19 protein-coding genes and 1 pseudogene are annotated in these 24033 nt (G+C 41.7%); 15 read left to right on the top strand and 5 right to left on the bottom strand.

Annotation, left to right across the window (positions count from 1 at the left end; translation table 11 throughout):
• Positions 1-537: 537 nt before the first annotated feature.
• A complete protein-coding gene (locus V7L12_RS29590; protein WP_335089830.1) occupies positions 538-756 on the top strand; it encodes a hypothetical protein in 219 nt (72 codons plus the stop codon).
• Between the two features lie 84 nt (positions 757-840).
• Here the strand turns inward: V7L12_RS29590 and V7L12_RS29585 are convergent, their stop codons facing one another.
• The 4 genes from V7L12_RS29585 to V7L12_RS29570 all read right to left on the bottom strand — a co-directional run bounded on the left by V7L12_RS29585 (position 841) and on the right by V7L12_RS29570 (position 4694).
• Entirely contained in the window at positions 841-1362 is a 522-nt protein-coding gene (locus V7L12_RS29585; protein ID WP_335089828.1) for a lecithin retinol acyltransferase family protein, read from the bottom strand.
• Positions 1363-1695: 333 nt separating this feature from the next.
• Complete coding sequence (locus V7L12_RS29580) at positions 1696-2496, bottom strand: SIMPL domain-containing protein (RefSeq protein WP_335089827.1); 801 nt, start codon at positions 2494-2496, stop codon at positions 1696-1698.
• Positions 2497-2693: 197 nt separating this feature from the next.
• Entirely contained in the window at positions 2694-3071 is a 378-nt protein-coding gene (locus V7L12_RS29575; protein ID WP_335089825.1) for a hypothetical protein, read from the bottom strand.
• A gap of 507 nt (positions 3072-3578) precedes the next feature.
• Positions 3579-4694 carry an NAD(P)/FAD-dependent oxidoreductase gene (locus tag V7L12_RS29570; RefSeq protein WP_335089823.1) on the bottom strand — a complete coding sequence of 372 codons (1116 nt, stop codon included), beginning with the start codon at positions 4692-4694 and terminating at the stop codon, positions 3579-3581.
• Between the two features lie 134 nt (positions 4695-4828).
• Here V7L12_RS29570 and V7L12_RS29565 point away from each other — a divergent pair, with 134 nt between their 5' ends.
• From V7L12_RS29565 to V7L12_RS29535, 7 genes are all read left to right on the top strand, one after another.
• Complete coding sequence (locus V7L12_RS29565) at positions 4829-5671, top strand: YaaW family protein (RefSeq protein ID WP_335089822.1); 843 nt, start codon at positions 4829-4831, stop codon at positions 5669-5671.
• Positions 5653-7041, top strand: a complete 1389-nt coding sequence (locus V7L12_RS29560) for an O-antigen ligase family protein (protein ID WP_335089821.1) — start codon at positions 5653-5655, stop codon at positions 7039-7041. The genes V7L12_RS29565 and V7L12_RS29560 overlap by 19 nt, the downstream gene beginning before the upstream one ends.
• A 628-nt stretch (positions 7042-7669) precedes the next feature.
• Entirely contained in the window at positions 7670-8191 is a 522-nt protein-coding gene (locus V7L12_RS29555; protein WP_335089819.1) for a Ycf51 family protein, read from the top strand.
• Positions 8192-8497: 306 nt separating this feature from the next.
• A complete protein-coding gene (locus tag V7L12_RS29550) occupies positions 8498-10069 on the top strand; it encodes a GMC family oxidoreductase (RefSeq protein ID WP_335089818.1) in 1572 nt (523 codons plus the stop codon).
• 1008 nt (positions 10070-11077) lie between these two features.
• Complete coding sequence (locus V7L12_RS29545) at positions 11078-12268, top strand: iron-containing alcohol dehydrogenase family protein (protein ID WP_335089911.1); 1191 nt, start codon at positions 11078-11080, stop codon at positions 12266-12268.
• Positions 12265-13497 carry an aspartate aminotransferase gene (locus V7L12_RS29540; RefSeq protein ID WP_334817114.1) on the top strand — a complete coding sequence of 411 codons (1233 nt, stop codon included), beginning with the start codon at positions 12265-12267 and terminating at the stop codon, positions 13495-13497. Before V7L12_RS29545 ends, V7L12_RS29540 begins: the two co-directional genes overlap by 4 nt.
• 391 nt (positions 13498-13888) lie before the next feature.
• A complete protein-coding gene (locus V7L12_RS29535; RefSeq protein WP_335089816.1) occupies positions 13889-14026 on the top strand; it encodes a hypothetical protein in 138 nt (45 codons plus the stop codon).
• A gap of 223 nt (positions 14027-14249) precedes the next feature.
• Here the strand turns inward: V7L12_RS29535 and V7L12_RS29530 are convergent, their stop codons facing one another.
• A complete protein-coding gene (locus V7L12_RS29530; protein ID WP_335089814.1) occupies positions 14250-14654 on the bottom strand; it encodes a hypothetical protein in 405 nt (134 codons plus the stop codon).
• A gap of 192 nt (positions 14655-14846) precedes the next feature.
• Between V7L12_RS29530 and ppsA the strand changes: the two genes are divergently transcribed.
• The 7 genes and pseudogenes from ppsA to V7L12_RS29495 all read left to right on the top strand — a co-directional run bounded on the left by ppsA (position 14847) and on the right by V7L12_RS29495 (position 23979).
• Entirely contained in the window at positions 14847-17348 is a 2502-nt protein-coding gene (gene ppsA, locus V7L12_RS29525) for a phosphoenolpyruvate synthase (RefSeq protein WP_335089812.1), read from the top strand.
• Positions 17349-17453: 105 nt separating this feature from the next.
• Entirely contained in the window at positions 17454-17768 is a 315-nt protein-coding gene (locus V7L12_RS29520) for a XisH family protein (RefSeq protein ID WP_335089810.1), read from the top strand.
• 90 nt (positions 17769-17858) lie between these two features.
• Positions 17859-18218, top strand: coding sequence for a XisI protein (locus tag V7L12_RS29515; protein WP_335089808.1), 360 nt, complete (start codon positions 17859-17861; stop codon positions 18216-18218).
• 192 nt (positions 18219-18410) lie between these two features.
• A complete protein-coding gene (locus V7L12_RS29510; RefSeq protein WP_335089806.1) occupies positions 18411-19991 on the top strand; it encodes a dolichyl-phosphate-mannose--protein mannosyltransferase in 1581 nt (526 codons plus the stop codon).
• An 81-nt stretch (positions 19992-20072) separates the two neighbouring features.
• Positions 20073-20180, top strand: a pseudogene (locus tag V7L12_RS29505) (ATP-binding protein); the annotation flags it as partial.
• Between the two features lie 450 nt (positions 20181-20630).
• On the top strand, positions 20631-21356 hold the full coding sequence (locus V7L12_RS29500) for a helix-turn-helix domain-containing protein (protein WP_335089804.1): 726 nt from the start codon (positions 20631-20633) through the stop codon (positions 21354-21356).
• A complete protein-coding gene (locus V7L12_RS29495) occupies positions 21250-23979 on the top strand; it encodes a peptidase domain-containing ABC transporter (RefSeq protein ID WP_335089802.1) in 2730 nt (909 codons plus the stop codon). Before V7L12_RS29500 ends, V7L12_RS29495 begins: the two co-directional genes overlap by 107 nt.
• Positions 23980-24033: the final 54 nt, after the last annotated feature.

The following is a 24033-nucleotide window of genomic DNA, read 5'->3' as shown; positions in this document are numbered from 1 at the left end:
AAAAATTGATTGATGTTAGAAACCTGTTACTGCTCCAGAATGCCTTAAGTGCATCTGGAGTTTCTTTTTGGAAAAAGCCATAAAAATTTTCCCAATCATCCTGATATGCCAAAACATGGCTGAATAAGGATGCATACTGAATTATCTATATTTAACACGGGCATCACTTATTGATGTACCCTTCCTGCCAAACAACTCTCGCAAAACAGCCTCAGCTTATCTGGGGCTGTTTTGCGTTAATTCCAACAGAGAAGGAATGTAAACGAGAATCCTCAAACACTTTTATCTACATTTGAGTGTATACCCTGATGACGTAGGATTTTCTCAGGGTGAAAATTTGGTATAGGTAAATGCGTATCTTTCCTGGCTCCAGATTTGTCACAAACATTTCTGGAGTTTTTTCATTATTGGAGCTTTAAATCAGCAATCTAGTCTATATTCAAGTGAATATTTGATTTTTATTATGAACACGCATGTTATAGCTGTGCAGTAAAATAAATATAAATTAGGAATTGTTATAAAAATTACTGAGAAAGTATGGAAATCTCAAATTCTACTCCTCAGAGAGACATGCCACAGCCACAAGCTTCGGAAACACTTGTACAAGCTAAGAGTATCAGCCGTCGGGAGTTTATGAAATTGTCATTAGAAGAACGGCGATGCATATTAGCGGCACAGGCTGAGTTAATGTTATTACATTACGAGCAAGATAGAGAATGGCAGGAGTTACAGACAGGAAACTTGATTGATTATTAGCTATTTTAGTTATAAAGACGGTTATCTTACTTGCTGATTTTGATCCGACAGTGTGATCATAAATAACAAAAATCTGCCCTGTTTTTAAAGTAAGTTTAAAAAACTATTATCATTGTCATCATCATCTTTCTTTCTCCAAAAATTTAATGTATCCTCTATACTTTTATGTATATAGTTTTTACTTGATTCAACCGAATTAATCACATTTATTAGATTCTTAGACAAACCATCAGCGACAGCAATACCATTATCTCCTATGATTTCTTTAGCCTTATCCACTTGAAGACTAATTGGTTTACCTGTCTTACAATAATGTGCAAAATGCTCACAGTTATTATAAAAAACATTGTAATTTTTCTCTCCTAATCTTCGTTTTGCTCTCATGAAGACAACTATTGGAGGATCGCATTTATCATATTTCTTAATATAAATTTTCCTGTGTTTAGCAAACTCAGTCATGGGAACCCAGAGGATTATTCCATCCTTTCCGTGTTTATAATTATTTTGATAATGAATAATAGTGTCATTACCACAATCAATACCATGATGATAGGGAAATTTACTATTATTATAAATACTACAGTATATGTGATCTCCTTGTGCCATTATTGATACCCAGATATAACTATATATTTTTAAATATTTAGGTACATTTTATTAAACGTATTATTTATTTGTCAGTAGTAAAAACCGTAAAAATTTTCGATAAAGTTAGAACCAAATATTTAAGTAGAAAGTTTTAAATACTAGAATTTTCTCTAAGTAAATACTGAGTGATATCAAGAGATAAACATGAGAATTTATATAAATAGCTTTAGAAAATATGAAGTAAATAATAAGTGCACCTATCCTTATTGATTCGACTCAGCAGAAAATAGTTAAGCGATCGCACTCTCAATTTTGACTAAATCAAAGTGCAATCGCACTAAATATAAATGTTTATTTCGTTGTGTATGTCACAAAAATATCCTTTTTCATTTCAACTTCCGCCGGTGCATCTGGATTATAAACTGGTGATAATAAAAAACTAGCAAACGACGGTAAAGGAACTCCAGTTTTAGAACTACATGAGGGATAAAATAATGTGTAAAATGGCTCGGCTACAGAAGGAGTACTAAGTTTAACTTCCATCGCAGTTGCTAAAGCCTGAGCGCGGCTTTGAGCATCTTTCATAGCTGATTGATAAACTGAACTCTGCAAAGCTTGACAGTCATTAACTGCATACTCAACGCCCACACTTTTGACAGAAAGGTTTTCAATTTGGCTCGTGGATTTGTTTGCTGTAGCAACAATTTCCTGAACGCGATCGCGTGTTGGTTTTTCTAGTCTCACCAATATCTTGGCGTTATTTTCACTGGAATTAGGGTTAATTTGCACTTGAATTTTATCAGCCCTAATGCCTTTAGCAATTAAGCTATCCACTACAGGCTGAAGAGTTGCTTTAGTTGGGGATTTTTTGTTTGGTAAAGGTTCTGCTGCTGTTTTGTAATTTAAAAGTAGAGTTGGTGAGGATATGCGGCGGGTTTCGGGTAGAGATGACGGTTGCGTTTGTAACTCATCATTGCTACCTCCACTACTGAATACCAACTCAATATCCGCTGTATCCGCTGGCACTCTCACTATCCCTTGACCGATTACCATTAATGAATGGCGATCGCTTGCTGGTGGGTAAAACAATTGGGCATTAGTGACTTTGGGTGTTAATGCTTCCACCCCGATACTCACGGAAATACTTAGCATTAGAGCAGTTATTTTTCTCATGTCCTGGGAATATCCTTTGAACTTAGTAATTGTCAAAGTTTACACCTCAAGAGGAATCTACTTAAAAAAATATTGAGCTAATCCCACAGCCTTTAGTCGTGGGATTAGCTCAAAAATTCAAAATTCACTGCGGAGGTTATGATATCTTAGCAGAGAGCCAAATCTTGTTAGAACTATTAACCAAACCAGTGAGAGGGTTCACAAGCTGGTTGAACTGTTTCACAAACACGATGGCTAATCCAATCTGACTTTTCTTGAACGATTAAACAAATACCTTGGTGAATCAAATTCTGTAAATGTAGCTGCTGCTCTAAGGGTTTACGAGGCAATTTGTAATAAGCCAAGCTTCCTTGTTCAGCCTCCGCTAGCGGAATCTGTTCGTCAGACATGACGCTGTAAAAGGAGGGAATGCGATTAAGGACGAAAGTAATTAGCTCTTGGCGTAAATCAGGAATCGCAAAAGCTTGCTGATATGGATGGGCTGGGTATGTATTCAAAACACTTTCAATTTCTCCCACTATTGATTGTTGTGTTAAATTAACTACCGTTTTCATGATTTTTAAACTCCTTTTTTAATCAAGTCAATGCTTGGTGAAGAGAATAACTTTTTTAGATGGCAACGTCGTGATGACAATCAGTTAAAATTAATTCAAATTACAGATGCAATCAACCCCGAAACTAGCCTCTTATCTTGGTACAATCTCAGACATTTGGCTTTGCTTATTTTAGTTAAAGTTTATACTGTCTCACAGCATGACTTATTAAAACAGCGTCCAATAAGCTGGTAAATTACTGACATTTTATATTTATAATCCTAATTATTTCAAATTTCTGCCAAGAAAGCCGAAATCTACATAAAACGCAGCATTAAGGCTAGGGGATCAAGATTAACAGCAATCAAACAACTTGAATTAGGAACAAGTTTTTCATGAAGTTAAGCTTTTTGGGTAATTGACATCACTTTTTGGTTTGCGACAAAATTTGCTATTTTATCTAAAAAACTTATTTGTTGCACTTTGATTTAGTAAGTTATAAAAATACCGACTCACTATTGTGCAAAATCAGTCTAGCGACAGATGAAATGATTTTGTAAAAACGTTTAAAAAGTTCACATTATCGAAAGGGAGATGACGCAACTGATTATTAATTTCATCAGCCGCAGCTAATCCAGAAAGCATCGCACCTTCTACAAGATTGCCCCCACACCAATCACCACAACAAACTAAAGGTAAGGGAGTTCCGGCAGACAAAAAAGCTTCGTGCCAAGGACGGCTAGGAAAGGCATAACGCCAACGATGTACTTGCATCCATTCGGGAGTATTCAGCCAAGGAAGGGACAGAGATTCAGCTGCTCGTTGCAACATATATTGTCCGGCAGGTTGTAAATCCTGTGATTCTAGATAACGTTGGGCAAAATCAGCGCTACTTTGCACCACAAAATGTGGTTGTTGAGGGTTAGGACGCTTGCTACTGTCTAAACCAATCCATGCTAAATCAGCATCATCCACAAAAGTTAGGGCTTTCCATTGAGGGAGGGGTTGAGATGTAGAAGGATATCCAGCGATCGCACTAATCGAAGGATAAAATTCTACAGAACGCAAGTTATCAAGAAAGACTGCATCTAATACACTCTCACCCAAAGGTGACAACAGCATCACAGCTTGGGGTGCAGGAATGGCGACGACTATAGCTTTTGCAGTTAATTCTTCGTTACTAGATTCGAGAGTCAAACGCCAGCTATTTTCAGGAGTTGGGGTAATAGCAATGACACGCTGATTCAGTAATATTTCTAGACCTGAAGCGAGGGATTTAGCGATCGCACTCATTCCCCCAGGTGCAACATAACGCGGACTGCGGTTATTGGGTTCAGATAAAGGAACACCTGTTGTGAGTTCGTAAACCTCATCTGTCCAAACTTCGAGGATATGGCGCGTAGACGCGGAGCGGCTTGTCGTCAGACATCGCAATATCTCCACAAAACGTCTAAATAATTCACCCTTTGGCTTCAGGTAACAAGCCCCATGATCCGCCAAAGTTCCATGTAAGCGGCGTGTAGCTAGTCTTCCTCCCAAACCACGCGACTTTTCCACCACTACCACCGAATATCCAGCTTGACTTAACTGCTGGGCACAGACTAAACCGGCAATTCCGGCACCAATCACTGCAATATCAGTCATGAGTCAATAGTCCTTAGTTAGTTATTGGTCATTAGTTATTGGTTATTATCAAAGGACAAAATTACTACTAATGACTGCTGAAAGCTAGTAGTAGAATAAGGTACAGAAAGCTGCACGGAAGGGAGGAAGGGAAATTGGATGAAATGAGGGTGGCGCTAGAGTTAGCGACCGAAGAAGAATTGCAAGACTTAACGGCAATTCTATTTAGTCGTAAGTTCAATCCCTTAGACTATGTACACACACCCGAACCCATCGAAGTGCAAAGCCAAGACCGCAAAGCTTGGTTAGACGCACTAGAGGGCCGCTTTCGTTTTTTGGCGGCAGATGGAATGACAGTATTACGGGGACGCACAGGGCAGGTAACTTACCGACAAGCGCTAGTTCAAGTATGTAAGTATTTAAAAATTCCCTTTTCTCATCATCTGGCAACTATTGATTTAGAAGCAGAAGTATTTTTGCATCTGCTAGGACAAGTGTGGAAAAAATTGCCGGAACAGGAAAAGCAAAAATTGACTGTACAGGTGCAGCGTCAGCTGCTCAAATCAGAACTAAAACAACCCCTACCACTTTTATTACAACGTGACCCCTTGGGGTTGCTTTTCAAAGGCGGTAGTGCGCTAGCGGTTACTTCTCTTCTCCAACCACTTGTACTTAAGCAAATTGCTCGTCAATTTGCCATCCACTTTGCTACTTATGAAGTAGCCAAACAAGCCGCAATTACAGGCTCAGAAGCAGCTGCAACCCAATTTCAAAGTTATGTAACGATGCAAATGGCGCAACGGGGTATGACAGTGAGTGCAGCTCGTTATGGGGCAGCCCGGACGATGTTTGCCGTGATTGGGCCGATGATGTGGACTTGGTTTATTGCGGATTTAGGCTGGAGAGCGATCGCTACTAACTATGGTCGAATCATCCCCACCATCTTCGCCTTAGCTCAAATTCGCCTCACTCGTGAGGAATGTTGGGAGCCAGCTTGAACAAGGTTTTTGACTATTTCAAATCTCGTTGGCAATCTTCTTGGAACTACTCTCTATGGGCACTATTAATCTTCCCATTGAGTCCTTTAGTGGGGGCTGTGACTGTAGGTTTTGTCTCATTAATAACTTGGCTGAAACAATCCCGCAAAATTAATCGCCGCCCCCTCAACTGGGGATTTGCCCTATTGAGTTTTTTGCTGATCGTGAGTGCTGGCTTTGCCCAAGACAAAACAGCAGCTTTCCTCGGCTTATTTAATTTATTACCATTCTTTTTACTTTTCGCTGCCCATAGCGCTCTGATTCAAACATTTACCCAATTGCGGCAAATGGCTTGGGTTTTGGTGATTGGTTCCATGCCAGTAGCAATTATGGGCTTGGGACAATTATTTTTAGGCTGGAGTTTCAAGTTCCAGTTTGTGTGGGTTGTGTTTAGTTGGACAATCAGACCAGGCGGAAACCCACCAGGTCGTATCGCCTCACTTTTCTTGCACGCTAACACCTTCGCAGCTTATCTAGTAATAGTTTTCATCCTTGGTCTAGGGTTGTGGATTGAACAATGGCGATTGGCGATTGGGTATTGGGGATTGAACATAAAAGGCAGAGGGGCAGACAGGCAGAGGGACAGAGGGGAAAGACTTACTGCGCCCCACTCCCCAGTTCCCTTTCTCTTCCTAACAGTGGCGGTGATTACAAATTTCATTGCCTTAATTTTCACCAACTCGCGTAATGGGTGGGCGATCACTATTTTTGCCTGTTTAGCTTATGCACTCTACCAAGGTTGGCGCATTCTTGTAGGTAGCGTTGCTGCGATCGTCTCTAGTATTCTTTTAGCGGCTTTTGCTCCCTCACCAGTCGCTCACATTTTTCGCTTGGTAGTTCCTGCCTTCTTTTGGGCAAGGTTAAATGACGATATGTATCCAGATAGACCAGTCGCTTTAATGCGAAAAACTCAGTGGGAGTTCGCCTGGTCTTTAGCTCAACAACATCCTTGGAGTGGTTGGGGATTACGCAGTTTTAGTACACTTTACAAAGCAAAGATGCAGATTCCCTTGGGTCATCCTCATAACTTATTTTTGATGTTATCTGCTGAAACTGGTTTTCCCAGTGCTTTTTTATTTTGTGGCTTACTAGCTTGGATTTTGATTATAAGTGTCCAATTACTGCAAAAGTCAAAATATATAAATACAGGAGACAAATTGATATTTTTCAGTTATCTTCTGTCCTTTGTTGGGTGGATTTTATTGAATACAGTAGATGTAACTCTCTTCGATTTTCGTTTGAATGCGCTTTCATGGCTAATTTTGGCTGCCATTGCTGGAGTAGTACATCGTTATCACGAAAAAGACAGGCTTGCATCTCATCAAAATTAGCTATTAGTTTTTTCAGTGTATGCACTGGGGACATTGAGAGTTTTAAGTTAATAAGATTGTTATATTCACGTCTGTGAGTGTGACTAATACCTAATTAGTCACTGTTGCTGATTGTTGGGAAGGTGTAGGGACATCCCTTTGGGGTTTTCCTGCATAACGGGCATCTCTTGTAGATGCCCTTTTGTATATTTATTATTTCTCTTTAGTTAAACACTATCTTAAAAAGATTTAATTTGACGCAATCTCTGAAAAATTTTTATCTTTCATAAAGGAACATAAAACATGATTGCTGAAATTAAACTAGGTCTTTGTAACCCACCAGAACCTATTTATTTGCATGTGAAAAGTGGAGAATTAAACGGGGAATCCTACTTGTGGTACAACTACGATATCAATAACGATCAAACTATTCCTGTTCACAAAACAATACATTCGCGTTAGCCAAGTCAAGACTCTGTATAACTGTTTCAATTGTTCTGAGGTTGGCTCCATTCACCGCTAAACTTAGGCTAAACACAAGCTGAAACTTTATTATGACCGATAACCCTTACAGATAATCGGTGTAAGCTCTCGGTAAAATGGGTGTGTCGGTAACGAAAAAAAGACGCCTCCATAACCAACCAACCTTATGCTCACAACAGCTAACTTTCTTCAGTACACCCAATGGGCAGGTATAGCTACATTGATATTTGCTGCCTTGACATTTTTGGCTTTTATTCTCAAATGGGGCATCCGCTTTCGGCTGGTGGGTACGACTGGCTTTATGCTGGTGCTGACTGGTGGTTTATTTGCACTCTCAATAGTCCCCTTGAGTCGGACTGTGATTCCAGGAGCAGCCCGGTACACTCTAGTTTATGACAATGGCTCAACACAAGCGGTGATTGCTACATCACCCCAAATTACACCCACACAATTAGAAGCAACTTTACGTCAAGCAGCTAGTAATCTCTTTTCTTATGGTCGCTCAGGTACACAGGAAGACGAAAATTTGACAGTTCGCGCCCGTACCATTATCCACCAGGAAACAGGGATTTCTGTCCCAGTTTACTTGGGTGAGGTCAAGCGATCGCTCGTTTCTCATCAAAATTCCCCGGTAACAGTCAAAATTTACACAGACAATTTCGCCCAATTGCCAAAACCCACCGCTTAAGAGGCAGGGAGCAGGGAGCAGGGAGCAGGGAGAGCGGAGGAGAAGAATAATTAATGCCCCATGCCCGAATGGCACTAAGAAAAGCTATAAGGTTTACGGAATAAGGACTACAGCTTTAATTCCCTCTCCCGTAGTAATGACATGATTGAGGCGATCACACCAGTGCTGGCGATTGCCGTGACTTTTAATTGGTTATTACATCAGAGGTTGAGCAATACACGCTCTCAAAGCTGCTCTTGAAAGTCGGGAGTAATTGTGGTATTGGGTAAATGATATTACACAGCAAAACGTTCTTGGTTCAGGGGAATGGTAATTAAAAACCAATATGACTATATTGTGATTGGTGCAGGTTCGGCAGGCTGCGTTGTCGCTAACCGTCTGACAGAAGAACCTGAAACCACTGTGTTGTTACTCGAAGCAGGCAAAGAGGATACAAAACCGGAGATTCAAATCCCGTCGGAATGTACAAACCTACCAGGCTCCGAGGTGGACTGGGGCTATTTCTCTGAACCAGAACCCTACCTCAATAACCGTAAAATCTTTTGTCCCCGTGGCAAAGTCTTGGGCGGCAGCAGTTCGATTAATTTCATGACTTATATTCGAGGCAATTATCACGATTATAACCACTGGAGGGAATTGGGGAATCCCGGTTGGAGTTACCAGGATATATTGCCCTATTTCAAAAAATCTGAGAACCAACAACGAGGTATTTCCGAATACCACGGTGTAGATGGCGAGTTGAGCGTGACTGATGTCATTTCCCCATCTGCAATATCCCAACGATTTGTAGATGCATGTGTGACAATGGGTTATGACGAAAATCCTGATTTCAACGCCATGCAGCAGTCAGGTGCGGGACCTTTTCAGGTGACTATCAAGGATGGTAAACGACACAGTACTGCTGCTGCATTCCTTCTGCCAATTCTCAAGCGTCCCAATTTGACAACAATGACTGGAGCGTTAGTGACTCGGTTGCTTTTTGAGGGAACTTGCACTGTTGGGGTGGAATATCTGCACGAGAGTATACTGCACCAGGTCAGGGTCAACAAAGAGGTGATTTTAAGTGCTGGCGCGTTCGATTCGCCCAAACTGCTGATGCTTTCCGGCATTGGTGATGCAGAGTACCTGCAAGCAATGGGAATTCCGGTCGTTGTTGATTTACCAGGTGTCGGACAAAACCTCCAAGACCACGTTTGCGTGACTGTGCCATACGAGGCAACTCAGGATTTACACAGTAATGGCATCAGTGAAACTGGATTATTTTTGCATAGCGAGGGTCATCTAGACGCTGCGCCAGATTTAGAGTTGATCTTCGCTTCCACTTTGAGGGTACCTCCTGAGTATCCGAACTCTGGCTTAGGTTTCACGGGTATAATCGTTTTGAATCATCCCCAAAACATTGGCAGTATCAGTTTGCGTTCATCTGATCCCAAAGATACACCAATGATTCGGCTGAACTATCTGCAAAGTCAATCCGATGTGCAAAAGCTAGTTGACGGAATTAAATTAATACGCAAATTGTTTCATACTAGTGCCTTTGATGAGTTTCGAGGCAGAGAGGTTGCGCCTGGTGCCGATGTGACTAGCGATGAAGCACTCGTTGGATACATCCGAGAAGTTTGCAGTACTGTGTATCATCCTATCGGCACCTGCAAAATGGGAACTGACCCAATGGCGGTTGTAGATCCCGAACTACGGGTACATGGGGTTAAGTGGTTGCGTGTCGTCGATGCCTCAATTATGCCAACTTTAATCACGGGACATACGAACGCGCCAACAATTATGATCGGCGAAAAAGCAGCCGATTTAATTAAAGCCGCTCTTCGCGTTTCACAGCAAGTAACTTTCAAGAAACACATTGCGTGGGGTGAGAAATAGGAATCTGACTTTTCACGGGATATGGAAAAGACAAAGTGGTTCGCGAATATTGGGACTTTGTTGGCGAATTCTTTGAACCCAGAGATGAATTAAATTTATTTTTGAGAATTTGTACTCGTAGTGTCACAGTAGTAATTATCCTATTCGCTTGCACGTCTCAAAAAAAGTAAAGTATGGAATGAACGAGAAAAGTATGGAATGAACGAGTAAGCTTTTTCTACCTTCAACAATTTTTTAGATAACTGTACATTATTCCTCCATCGGCGTTCGTCGTTCGCGTTAGCGTCTCCGAAGGAGAAGGCATCGTCTGACTTATGCCATTATTACTGCGAGAGTGGGCATTAAAGCTGTAACCCATACTCCACATAGCTTAGAGCTTTTCTTAGTGCCATTCCCCCATGCCCCATGCCCCATGCTCAGAGAAAAAAAGTAATTTACCAGTTATCAGGATGACAAAAATTATTTTGTATTTACTGATACAGAAATGATTATTTTTAGATTAAGATATTCACACTTTAGTGGTTATACTGTGGGAAAAAGTTAATCAGCGTGGGGTAATGGGTACTAAGAGTTGTAATTTGTCAGTTGTTGTCCTAATTGCCCCTGTTGCTATTTTCAAAAATATTTGCAGCAAATCAAGGAGTTGTAAAGGCATATATTTCTATACTTTACATATATATCTGTAGCTAAATAGCACGATCCCCTATACATTATCAATTCTCGATTGCTTTTCTTGAGAATCTGACAATGGTAATGTTAATTAATTATACGGTTATTCAAAACTTTGATAGTTCGGAATTTCAGGTCAATGGGTATTTATAGATTCAAGCAATGTCGTCAAACTACTCAATCAGTCGGCAACAGGACTTGTCTATTTAATTGCTTGGCTAAAATGCAGATAAGCCGGGTGTCAGGTTGGAGCCATCCAAAAACCAGCTTGGCAACAAGTATCCTCGATCGCCAGTCTATTTGATTAAGAAATATCAAGGTTTTGACAAACGAGATTATATGCCCAATAATTTTTCTACTCAACTTTCTTTGTCTACTCAAACCTCTAGTTCATTATTTACGCTCACAGTTTCCCCCACAAAAGTAATCCGTGGTTCTGGGGTGTTGCAAACAGCCGCAGCAGAGATTGCCTGTTTGGGAAGTCGTCCCTTAATTGTGGCAGGTAAGTCTACTCTGGCCATTAGCCAACAAAATTTACAACTAGTTTTAGAAGCGCAGCAGTTACATACTGTCCAAGCTTCTTATGGTGCAGATTGCTGCGAAGCTAGTCTGAAATCTTTACAGAAAAAGGCAAAAGAACATAAAGCTGATGTAATTATCGGTGTTGGTGGTGGCAAAGCCCTGGATACAGCGAAATTAGTCGCGCAGCAGTTACATCTACCAGTGGTGACAATTCCTACTTCCGGGGCTACTTGTGCAGCTTGGAGTGCCTTATCGAATGTTTATTCGGAAGATGGGGCTTTTGTCTACGATGTGGGGCTATCTCGTTGTCCCGATTTATTGATACTCGATTATGACTTGATTAAAACTGCACCACAAGGTACCTTAGTAGCTGGAATTGGTGATGCGATCGCTAAGTGGTACGAAGCCTCAGTTAGCAGTGGACACTTGCAAGACACTTTAATTATTGCTGCGGTGCAACAAGCACGAGTTTTGCGAGATATCCTGTTGCAAAAGTCAGCCGCCGCCCTCGAAGAACCAGGTAGTCAGGTTTGGCGAGAAGTCGTAGATGCCACTGTTTTATTAGCTGGGGTAGTTGGGGGACTTGGAGGGGCACAGTGTCGCACTGTTGCCGCCCATGCCGTGCATAACGGTTTAACTCATATTTCAGGACATGGCAGTATTCATGGGGAAAAGGTTGCTTTTGGGATTTTAGTGCAACTGCGTTTAGAAGAAATGCTACAAGGCAATCAACTAGCAGCATCGGCACGGCAACAGTTGTTAAAGTTCTACACAGAAATTGGACTACCCCAAAAATTAAGTGATTTGGGATTGGGGAATATTAGATTAGGCGAATTGCAAATAGCCGCCGAAATGGCTCTAGTTCCTAATTCTGACATCCATCGACTACCGTTTAAAGTCGCCCCAGAACAGTTGATGGCAGCAATGGTTTCTACCACTGCACCTATAGATAGTAGAGATACTACAAATCGAGTTTCGCCCAAGGGAATGAGTGACGAGGTTTTATGAGTTTAAATTGGATTGTCCCAGCAGAACGCATACAAAAACTACCACCTTATGTATTTGCTCGTTTAGATGAACTGAAAGCTAAAGCACGAGAACAAGGGTTAGATTTAATTGACTTGGGTATGGGAAACCCCGATGGTGCAACGCCAGCACCAGTTGTTGAAGCGGCGATCGCCGCTTTAAAAGATCCTGCCAATCACGGTTATCCACCCTTTGAGGGCACAGCTAGTTTTCGCCGTGCCATCACTAACTGGTATCATCGCCGTTATGGTGTGGTTCTCGATCCTGATAGCGAAGCCTTGCCATTGCTGGGTTCTAAAGAAGGATTAACCCATTTAGCACTCGCCTACGTTAACCCTGGTGATTTAGTTCTGGTTCCTTCCCCGGCTTATCCGGCACATTTTCGCGGCCCGGCGATCGCAGGCGGCAAAATTCACAGTTTGATTCTCAAACCCGAAAATGACTGGTTAATTGATTTAGCTGCTATTCCTGACGAGGTTGCCAAACAAGCTAAAATTCTCTATTTTAACTATCCTAGCAATCCTACTGCCGCCACCGCCCCCCGCGAATTTTTTGAAGAAATTGTCGCCTTCGCCCGCAAATATGAAATTTTGCTGGTACATGATTTGTGTTACGCCGAGTTAGCTTTTGATGGTTATCAACCCACTAGCTTGTTAGAAATTCCCGGTGCGAAAGATATTGGTGTGGAATTTCACACCTTATCTAAAACCTACAATATGGCTGGTTGGCGCGTCGGGTTTGTCGTGGGGAACCGCCATGTAATTCAAGGTTTGCGGACGCTGAAAACTAACTTGGATTACGGCATTTTTGCAGCATTGCAAACAGCAGCTGAAACAGCTTTGCAACTGCCAGATGTGTATTTGCACGAGGTACAACAACGTTACCGTACCCGCCGCGATTTCCTCATTCACGGGTTAGGAGAGTTGGGTTGGGATATCCCCAAAAGCAAGGCGACGATGTATCTTTGGGTAAAGTGTCCCGTTGGTGTTGGTTCCACAGATTTTGCCCTGAACGTGTTGCAACAAACAGGCGTTGTGGTTACTCCAGGTAATGCCTTTGGGGTTGCAGGTGAGGGTTATGTCAGGATCAGTTTGATTGCAGACTGCGATCGCTTGGGTGAAGTTTTACATCGCTTCAAGCAAGCTGGCATCCGCTATCAGCCTGAAGCTGTAGTCCCTGCTTCAGAGGCGATCGCCGATCTCGTTAGTTGATTAAAGAAAAGAAAACCAACATTACATGACTAAAATTTTTGCTGATGATCTTTGAGATCATGTAAAAAAGTAGAAAGAGTTAACAATGATTGGTACTAATATTTACATCAGTCAAGAAACTCAAGAATCTTGAATTACAGCTGCTGCTTTAAAAGAAGTATCTGTTGAAGAACTAGCTTCTTCTCTTTTAAGGGAAAGTATTCAAAAAAATTTTGGGCAAATTCGCTATTTTAGTTGCAAAAGATACTACAACTAGAGGATTTACTGAAAGAAAAGGCTAGGTAGTATTAGTTGAAAAGTAAGAGGTCAAGAGCCAATAACTTTGACTTGCCGAATTACCAGCTTACACAAGGTGGGGAAACACTACAGACGATCTGACGAAGTACACCAGATGCGAATATACGAAGCGACAGATATTGCAAGTGAACTCTCTAACGTGGACTTCCAGGTTGAGACAACCCGTAGCTATGTTCAATATCTGCTGTCAAAAGGTAATGTAGCATTCATTGCCCGCAAACCAGAATATTGAATGAAGACGGAAGGCAGTTCGAGCTTACGGAAGACTGCCTTCTGCTTTCTGTCTTTTTTAATAAATACCTAATCTTAAATCCAATATCTAATTTTTTTGCTATGGTAATTCTAAAGGAATTGTTAAGTGCTTACGAGATGTAAATTAAGTGATTAATTACTTGTTGAGTATATTATAATACAAATATATGTAAATAATTTATCTATAAAATACATTTTTATTGTTACTTAGTGGGTTGAGTAATACGCTTTTCAATATCTTCCAATGTTTGTAACAATAAACGATTTGCCTGCAATTTCCAACCCCATTTCTGAATTCTGTAAGCTAATACAGTTCCAACTACAGATGCTAACAAGCCTATGGGTTGATTTAAAGAAATTCCTAGTAACAAACCCAATCCAGCAATTCCCCAAAATGGTAAGGCTACTGCTTGTCTTTGTTCTTCCAGAACTTGGGTAATTATATTAGATTTCATCGTAGCAAGTAATGCCTCTTTGACTTGCTGCTGTTCTGTTAGCGATACTGTTAAACCTATTTTACGGCGTAGTTTTTCTATTTTGCGGGCATCAGTGCTGTATTCAGTTAGTTCATCTTCTGCCATTTTCAGGAGTCGTTCTAGCTGCGCCATAATTTATTACATCTGGTATTTTGAGCAAGTTATTAAACTGAATAATTGTTAATTTTTATTGATGATAATTTTGCATTTGATCGCCAAATAGCAAACTACGCGACAGAACCAAAAATCTAAAGTTGAATATGGAAAAAATATAGTAGCAGTTATGCACTTACAAGTTGAATATAAACTTAAAAGGTAATATTTATGACTACAGTATCTAAAAGCACTTTGTCTCTATCTGCCCAAGAGCGATCGCTCATTTTCTGGTTTGATGAAATTGGTATTGCTGATATAGCAGTAGTTGGTGGTAAAAATGCTTCACTAGGGGAAATGATTCAACAGCTAACACCCAAAGGCATTAACGTTCCCACCGGGTTCGCCACTACTGCTTACGCTTATCGTCATTTCATTCAATCAGCGGGGTTAGAAGCAAAGCTACGCAAACTTTTTGCTGACTTGGATGTTGAAGATGTCAAAAATTTACGAGAACGCGGCAAAAAAGCGCGAGCGCTATTAATCCACACCCCATTTCCTGTAGAATTGCGCGAGGCGATCGCCACAGCATACCATAGTCTCTGTGAACGATACCATACAGACACAGATGTGGCAGTCCGTTCCAGTGCCACTGCTGAAGACCTTCCTGATGCTAGTTTTGCTGGACAGCAGGAAACTTACCTCAACGTTGTCGGTGTCGAAGGAGTTTTAGCAGCTTGTCACAAATGCTTTGCGTCTCTATTTACAGACCGCGCCATTTCTTATCGCCACACCAAGGGATTTGACCACTTTAGCATTGCTCTAGCTGTGGGTGTGCAAAAAATGGTGCGCTCTGACTTAGCAACCTCTGGGGTGATGTTCTCCATTGATACAGAAACGGGCTTTAAGGATGCAGCACTAATTACAGCCGCCTACGGTTTAGGGGAAAATGTTGTCCAAGGGTCTGTAAATCCCGATGAATATTATGTTTTTAAACCAACTTTAAAAGCTGGTTTTCGCCCAATTATCGATAAAAAATTGGGCAGCAAAGAACTGAAAATGATTTATGATGACGGCTCCAAATTTACGAAAAATGTTTCGGTTTCGGCTAGCGAAAGAGGTCAATTTGCTCTGAATGATCAAGAGATTTTACAACTAGCAAGTTGGGCATGTTTAATTGAAGACCATTATTCCCAAGTCCACGGCATTTTCACTCCAATGGATATCGAGTGGGCAAAAGATGGGATTACTAACCAACTTTTTATTGTGCAAGCGCGTCCTGAAACCGTCCAGTCGCAGAAGAAGGAAAATGTGTTGCGGAGTTATCGGTTGGTATTGGGGAATAAAGAATGGGGAATAGGGAATGGGGAAAAATCTTCCCACTCTTCACTCCCTGATTCTCAATCCCCAATCCCTCTGATTAGGGGAAGTGCGATTGGGGAAGCGATTAGTCAAGGAAAAGTACGCCTAATTTTAGATGTTCAGAAACTCGACCAGTTCCAAGTTGGGGAAGTTTTGGTGACAGAGAGAACCGATCCCGATTGGGAACCAATTATGAAACGCGCCAGTGCAATTGTCAGCAATTCTGGAGGCCGCACGTGTCATGCAGCAATTATCGCGCGAGAATTAGGTGTACCTGCGATCGTGGGATGCGGCAATGCTACAGAAATATTGAAACCTGGTCAAGAGGTAACAATTTCTTGCGCTGAAGGGGAAGAGGGAAAAGTTTATGCAGGCTTATTACCTTTTGAAGTTGAAGAAGTTCCTTTAGAAAACTTACCGCGCACCCGCACTCAAATTTTAATGAATGTTGGTAATCCCCAAGAAGCATTGAGTTTATCCGCAATTCCCAACGATGGCGTAGGTTTAGCGCGGACAGAATTTATCATCGCTAACCAAATCCAAATTCATCCAATGGCGTTGATTCACTATAAATTATTAAAAGATGAATTTGTCAAAGCTAAAATTGCTAACATTACCTCACTTTACGACGATAAACCACAGTATTTTGTAGATAAATTAGCCCAAGGTATAGGGAGAATTGCGGCGGCATTTTATCCCAAACCCGTGATAGTCCGAATGTCAGATTTCAAAAGTAATGAATATGCCAATTTATTAGGTGGGCGACAGTTTGAACCTAATGAAGAAAACCCCATGTTAGGTTGGCGAGGAGCGGCGCGTTACTATGATGAAGGCTACAGAGAAGCTTTTGCCCTAGAATGTCATGCCATCAAGCGGGTACGGGAAGAAATGGGTTTGACGAATGTTATCCCGATGATTCCTTTTTGTCGTACTCCCGATGAGGGACGTTTAGTTTTGGCAGAGATGGCAAAAAATGGTTTAAAGCAGGGTGTTAACGACTTGCAGATTTATGTGATGTGTGAGTTGCCCAGTAATGTTATTCTGGCTGAGGACTTTGCTGAGGTCTTTGATGGCTTCTCGATTGGTTCTAATGATTTAACTCAGCTAACACTGGGGATAGACAGGGATTCGGCGTTGGTAGCGAGATTGTTTGATGAACGCAGTCCAGCTGTTAAGCAGATGGTGAAAATGGCTATAAAGGCTGCAAAAAAATATAATCGCAAAATCGGCATTTGTGGGCAAGCACCCAGCGATTATCCAGAATTTGCTCAGTTTTTGGTGGAACAGGGAATTGACTCGATTAGTTTGAATCCAGACTCGGTTTTAAAGACGATGCTGGAAGTGGCAAAAGTCGAGGGTAATAATTCGTAATGACGCTCGTTCGCCCTTGGCGTCTCCCCTTGGGAGAAGACTCGCTAACGTAATTCGTAATTAAGACCCAAATAGAAGTTTTACTGGAAGTAGATTGAGTAATTTATGCCAGTTAGAGACCGTTACCACGAGAACGTCAAAAATGCCCTAATCAAAGATGGCTGGACGATTACCGACGATCCCTTTCATTTGAAGTGGGGAAAAAGGGATATGTATGTTGATTTGGGTGCAGAGAAATTGATTGCTGCTGAAAAGGAAGGACAGCAGATAGCCGTTGAGATTAAAACGTTTCGCAGCGTATCGGACATGACCGCTCTCGAACACGCATTGGGACAGTACCTTGCATACCGCTCTGTGATGACTAGAACCAATCCCGATCGCGTCCTCTATCTCGCGGTTCGGGACGTAAGTATACGCTGATATCTTTGATGAGCCAATTGCTAAACTTTTGCTGGAAGATTACAAAGTTCATATTGTTCTATTTCACCTAGAGCAAGAGGTTATTTTTAAATGGATACCTTGGAGCAATACAGGCAGTTGATTCGGAATATTCTGATTGAACATACAAAAATCCCCTTTAGCGCTGGCGATATTCAATTTGAGACGGTTTTCGACAGCGAACAAGACCGCTACCTATTGATGATTTTGGGAAGAGAACCAGCTTATGATTTATCTCCTATTGTGACTCGTCGCGTTCACGGTTGTATGATTCATATTGATATCATTGATGGCAAAATTTGGATTCAACGTGATGGCACTGAAGAGGGGGTAGCAACGGAATTAGTGAGGGCAGGTGTACCAAAAAATCGGATTGTGTTAGGATTCCGGTCTGAGGAACTGAGGAAAGATTCAGAATTTGCGATCGCATAACCAACAGTAGTTGAACTTCTGGATCACTGCCTGTAATATTGCGATCACAATATTTTGTTTGTGTAATTGTCTACAAAACTTTTGACTGCTCAACCATAAGTATCATAGAGGAGGAGTAAAGAGTAGGGAATAACCAATGCCCAATGCCCAATGCCCAATGCCCAATGCCCAATGACTAATGACTAATGACTAATGACTAAAAAATGGTTCCGAATTGGGATGGTGAGTGTATTTATTCTCTCAGTTGCCTTACGGTTTTGGGGACTGGAGCGATTCAACACTCTGGTATTTGATGAAGTTTACTTTGCCAAATTTGGTAATGATTATCTCACCCGTACACCATTTTTTAATGCTCATCCGCCCCTAAGTCAATATATGATTGGCATTGGTATTTGGATTGGCAGTCACATTCCTTTTTGGCACGATACGGTAAATGGGTTGACAGGTTCATTGCGATCGCCTTGGACTTATCGTTGGTTCAATGCCCTTACTGGCTCATTTATTCCTGTAGTTGTGGCTGCGATCGCTTATCAGTTAAGTTATCGTCGTACCTTTGCAATACTTGCAGGATTATTCACAGCTTGTGATGGTATTTTTCTAGTTGAGTCCAGGTATGCTTTAAGTAATATTTATATTGTCATTTTTGGTTTGTTAGGGCACTGGTTTTTATTATTGGCATTAGATAATCAAAATCGGCGACGTTCTTTTTGGTTAGTCTTTGCTAGCATTGGTTTTGGTGCCTCAGTCGGTACTAAGTGGAATGGTTTATGGTTTCTATCAGGTGCTTATCTCATTTGGGTAGCAGCTTGGGTAATTCATTTGATACATTCTTTTCCTAACTCCAAATTCTTTTTTAGATCCCCCTCATTAGAGCAGGAGGCAGGAGGCAGGAGGCAGGATAGCGCAGTAGTAGCGAGTCTGCGAGCGTCGGCAGGAGGCGGAAGTCAGGAGTCAGGGGTTAGTACTTATTCTCCCTCATCTTCCTTATCCCCCTCATCTCAGACACCACTACAAAATTTGACTCAGCTAAATATTTTTCAGATGCTGTTTTATCTAGGAATTATCCCAGCTTTTATCTACAGTATCATTTGGATTCCCCACCTTCAACTAGATAAAACTTATGGATTTATTGCAGTACATCAGCAAATTTTGAAGTTTCACTTACATTTAGGGGGAAATAGTCCTAACGTACATCCTTACTGTGCTGCCTGGTATAAATGGCCATTGATGACTAGGCCAATGGCATATTATTATCAAACGGCTGAAAGTATCACCGAACCGTTACCTGTGATGGGTCCGCCTTTACCTGCCGGTGCTGGACAAGTTATTTATGATGTCCATGCAATGGGCAATCCATTTTTATGGTGGTTTGGTGTCGCCGCCATGTTGTTTTTAGTAGGGATGCTGGTGTTAAAAGTGGTAATTCCTTGGGTGAAAGAAAAGCGTTTTTCTATGCCTGCAACCCTGAGTGTTGATACTTGGATTGCCTTATATTTAGTTATAAATTATGCTGCAAACTTATTACCTTGGGTGAAAGTGACAAGGTGCGTTTTTATCTACCACTATATGTGTGCAGTGGTGTTTGTATTTTTAGCGATCGCTTGGTTTGTCGATCGGTGTCTTTGCAGTTATTATCAACAACTCCGGGCGCTAGGTGTCACCATTACTTTTATTATTCTGGCTGCTTTTATTTTCTGGATGCCCATTTATTTGGGTTTACCCCTCTCTCCTGATGGTTATAAGCTGCGAATGTGGTTCAACTCTTGGATTTGATTAAAGAAGAATTCAAGAGTCAGAATTCAGGAGCAAAGCCGGAGACTCGGAAAGCTCCAGTCAGAATTAAGATGCTCTAGTGCAATCGCCAAAAAATGTGTCGATGCACACGGGGGCGAAATTGTAGTTAATAGTCAAGTTGGAGTCGGTACAACCTTTACCGTCACCCTCCCTTTACTCGAAGTTTAGGCATATATTTCTCAATGCTTGCAATAGATCCTTGATCCCCCTTAGCTAGCCTAAAAAAGGGGGAACTTAATCCTGGGCTTTAAGCTCCTCTTTTAACGGAGATTTAAAGGATCTCTGTATGTGCAGCATTTTCATTTGAGATTGATATTAGCTATATATATCCTTTTGAGTTACAAAAATATTTTTACTTGTAAATAAAATGTACAGTGATAATACTACATTGTCGTATTTAGCCTAACCTTTTATAAAACTTTAACGATTAATTTACGGAATTTACATATATGATTTGTAGCTTGATATATACCTGACATACAATACATGTAATACATAAAACAATGTGCGCTATTAGGGGAATCAATAGCCCTTAAATAGATTTGTTTGTAAGTGCTTGATAAATTCTACGTCAAGCACAGGTATTTATGCGTCTATAAAATTCGCAATTCTACGTTTATGTCCGACTGCCAAGCAAAACCGGAAACTAACTACTCAAGTGGATCTACTGGTAAGTATTTAACAGCGTTTCAGCGGAAATTGCTACTACAAAATTTGCACAAAAGTTTACTTGAATCCTACCGCCAACGAATTGAAATCATGTTGTTGGCAGATGAGGGGAAAACTCAAACGGAGATTTGTCAAAGCTTAGGATGTTGTGCAGCAACAGCACGACATTGGACACATATAGCCAGGACGGGGATGGCGCATCAATGGCAAGATTGCCCCATTGGTCGCCCGAAGGCAGTAAATGATCAGTATTTAGAGCGTTTGAAGGAATTAATTAACAGTAGTCCCCGCGATCATGGCTATGCTTTTCGCCGTTGGACAGCTAACTGGCTTGGGAAACATCTAGCAAAAGAATTTGAGATTGAGGTGAGCGATCGCCACATCAAGCGACTGCTCAAACAGATGGGATTATCCACACTACCAAAACCTAACAATGCTGAACAAAACAGCACTGAACAGGCTCAAGGTTCCAAAATTTTGATTGCTGACCTCAAATCGGCAGCTATTCCAGATAATACCGAATTTTTACCTATTAACTTTCCAAAATTAGGAAAAGATTTAGACATTCATGGCGCAAGATATATCCGCTCAGTTAGTAACTCTGCAACAGTTCAACAATACTCTGGGTTATTCTCTTTCGACAGAGGAATTTCAACACTGTCTTCAACAAGTTAAATTTATCAACCCGAAAGTCGGCAAATTCTGGCAAGGAACTGATGTTGAATCGGGTATATATATTGCGATCGCTGGTAAGGTCAGGTTGCTCTCTAGCGCTGATGAGTTCATCACCACTTTAGAGGCGGGAGACTCATTTGGAGAATTTACCTTGTTTAAGGAGGGTGACTTTAAACCTTACGCTGCAAGGGCTTCAGTAAACTTGCAACTGTGCTTTATTCCGGGTGAGGTTTTGTGGCCATTGATGGCTAAATATCCCCAAATTCGTGAGCATTTGTGGGCTAAGGCGCTATCTCGTAATCCCCAACAAGTGGACTCAGATAACCCGCCAGTACTGCCATCTGACTCAAAACGGTTCCATGAAACTAAGATTTTGTCAACGCCAGCAGTAGAGCCACGCCAGAAAAAGATTAGCAAAGCCTATTTTCCCAACTCCACGCAGCGAGTGGGGCATTTATTACAGCGAGTGATTCGGCGCTATCCGTTTTTTGCCCAACAGAGTGGATCGGATTGTGGTGCAGCTTGTTTAGTGATGGTGTCTCGCTATTGGGGGAAAAACTTTAGTGTAAATCGCCTGCGGGATATCGCCAATGTTGACCGCAATGGCTCGTCGCTGCGGGGGTTATCGGTGGCGGCGGAAAGTATTGGGTTTGCCACGCGACCTGTAAAAGCGAGTCTTGACCAATTAGCGAAGCAAAAATTACCTGCGATCGCCCACTGGGAGGGAAAGCACTACATAGTTGTCTACGAAATTATCCCCAAACATGTAATTGTCGCCGACCCCGCTATTGGGCAACGCACCCTCAGCCACGCCGAATTTAAAGCCAACTGGACTGGTTACACATTGCTGCTGCAACCGACAGCAATGCTCAAAGATACTAAAGAGACTTCTACCCCCTTTTGGCAATTCTTTGAATTAATGAAGCCTCACTCTTTAGTGATGCTGGAAGTCTTTGTCGCTTCCTTATTTATCCAGATATTTGGGCTTGTTACTCCCTTATTTACCCAGTTAATTTTAGACCGCGTAGTGGTGCAGCGTTCTGAACTAACCTTAACAGCAGTGGGGTTAGGGTTACTTATTTTTAGTTTATTCCGTGTAGCGATGACAGGGTTGCGGCAATATCTGTTAGATCACACAGCGAATAAGCTCGATTTAGCACTAATTGTCGGATTTATTCGCCATACCCTGCGGCTACCCTTGAGTTACTTTGAGTCCCGTTATGTCGGGGATATTATCTCTCGTGTACAGGAAAACCGCAAAATTCAACGCTTCCTCTCCGGTGAGGCGTTGTCCATCCTGCTGGATTTAGTCACTGTCTTTATCTATTTAGGATTGATGTTTTGGTACAGCTGGAAAATGGCGTTACTGGTGTTGGTGATTATACCGCCTTTTTTCCTGCTAGCATTGATTGCCACACCTTTTTTACAAAAGATTTCGAGGGAAATCTTTAATGCTGTTGCTAATGAAAGTAGCTATCTGATTGAAGCCCTTTCTGGTGTGCGAACGGTTAAATCCACAGCAGTGGAACAGACGGTGCGTTGGCATTGGGAAGAGTTATTAAGTAAGGAAATAAAAACCAACTTTTCCGGACAAATTATCAGCAATCGCCTGCAAATATTCAGCAACACAATTGAAGCAGTGGTAACTACCGTCTTGCTGTGGTTTGGGGCGTACCAAGTGATTCACAACCAGCTAACCATTGGGCAATTGGTAGCATTTAATATGTTGCTGGGAAATATTATTAGACCCTTCCAACGATTAACAGTTTTGTGGAATCAATTGCAAGAAGTGGTGATTGCCGTGGAACGCATCAATGATGTGTTGGATGCGGAACCAGAAGAGGATTTGCAGCACCAAGCACGGCAATCTTTACCACCTATTCAAGGTAACATTCGCTTTGACAACGTGACGTTTCGCTATCACCCTGAAAGCGATATCAATGTTTTAGAAAATCTCAGTTTTGAAGTACAAAGTGGGCAAATGGTTGCCTTGGTGGGACGGAGTGGTTCGGGGAAAACCACGATTTCTAAGCTGGTTTTGGGGTTATATCCCCCCACAGATGGCAAAGTGTTGATTGATGGACAGGATATTACCAGTGTTTCGTTGCGTTCTCTACGCGAACAGGTTGGGGTAGTTGACCAAGATACCTTTTTGTTTGGCGGAACGATTCGGGAAAATATTAGCTTGGCACATCCAGGGGCAACTTTGGCAGATATTATTGAGGCGGCGCGATTGGCGGGTGCTGATGAGTTTATTAAAAAGTTGCCTATGGGTTATGAAAGCCAGATTGGTGAAGGAGGGGGGATGTTGTCTGGAGGACAGCGACAAAGAATTGCGATCGCTAAGGCGTTGTTAGGCAATCCCAAGCTGTTGATTTTGGATGAGGCAACTTCCCATCTGGATGCAGAGTCAGAAAGGATTATTCAGACGAATTTAAACACAATTCTTAAAGACAGAACCACCTTAGTAATCGCCCATCGCCTTTCAACTGTGCGTCATGCAGATTTGATTTTGGTGCTGGATCGCGGCGTGTTGATTGAGAGTGGCACTCACCAAGAGTTGATGGCAAAGCGGGGACATTATTTTTATCTCAATCATCAGCAGATGGATGTTGCGGGGTGAAACAAGAGGATAAGCAGGAAGCTTTTTTTGTCTCCCCACTCCTAATACGGTTCG

The organism is Nostoc sp., assembly GCF_036918245.1.
Classification (GTDB): Bacteria; Cyanobacteriota; Cyanobacteriia; order Cyanobacteriales; family Nostocaceae; genus Nostoc.
Note: the sequence above shows the minus strand (reverse complement) of the source record. Positions and strands in the feature narration are given on the sequence as shown.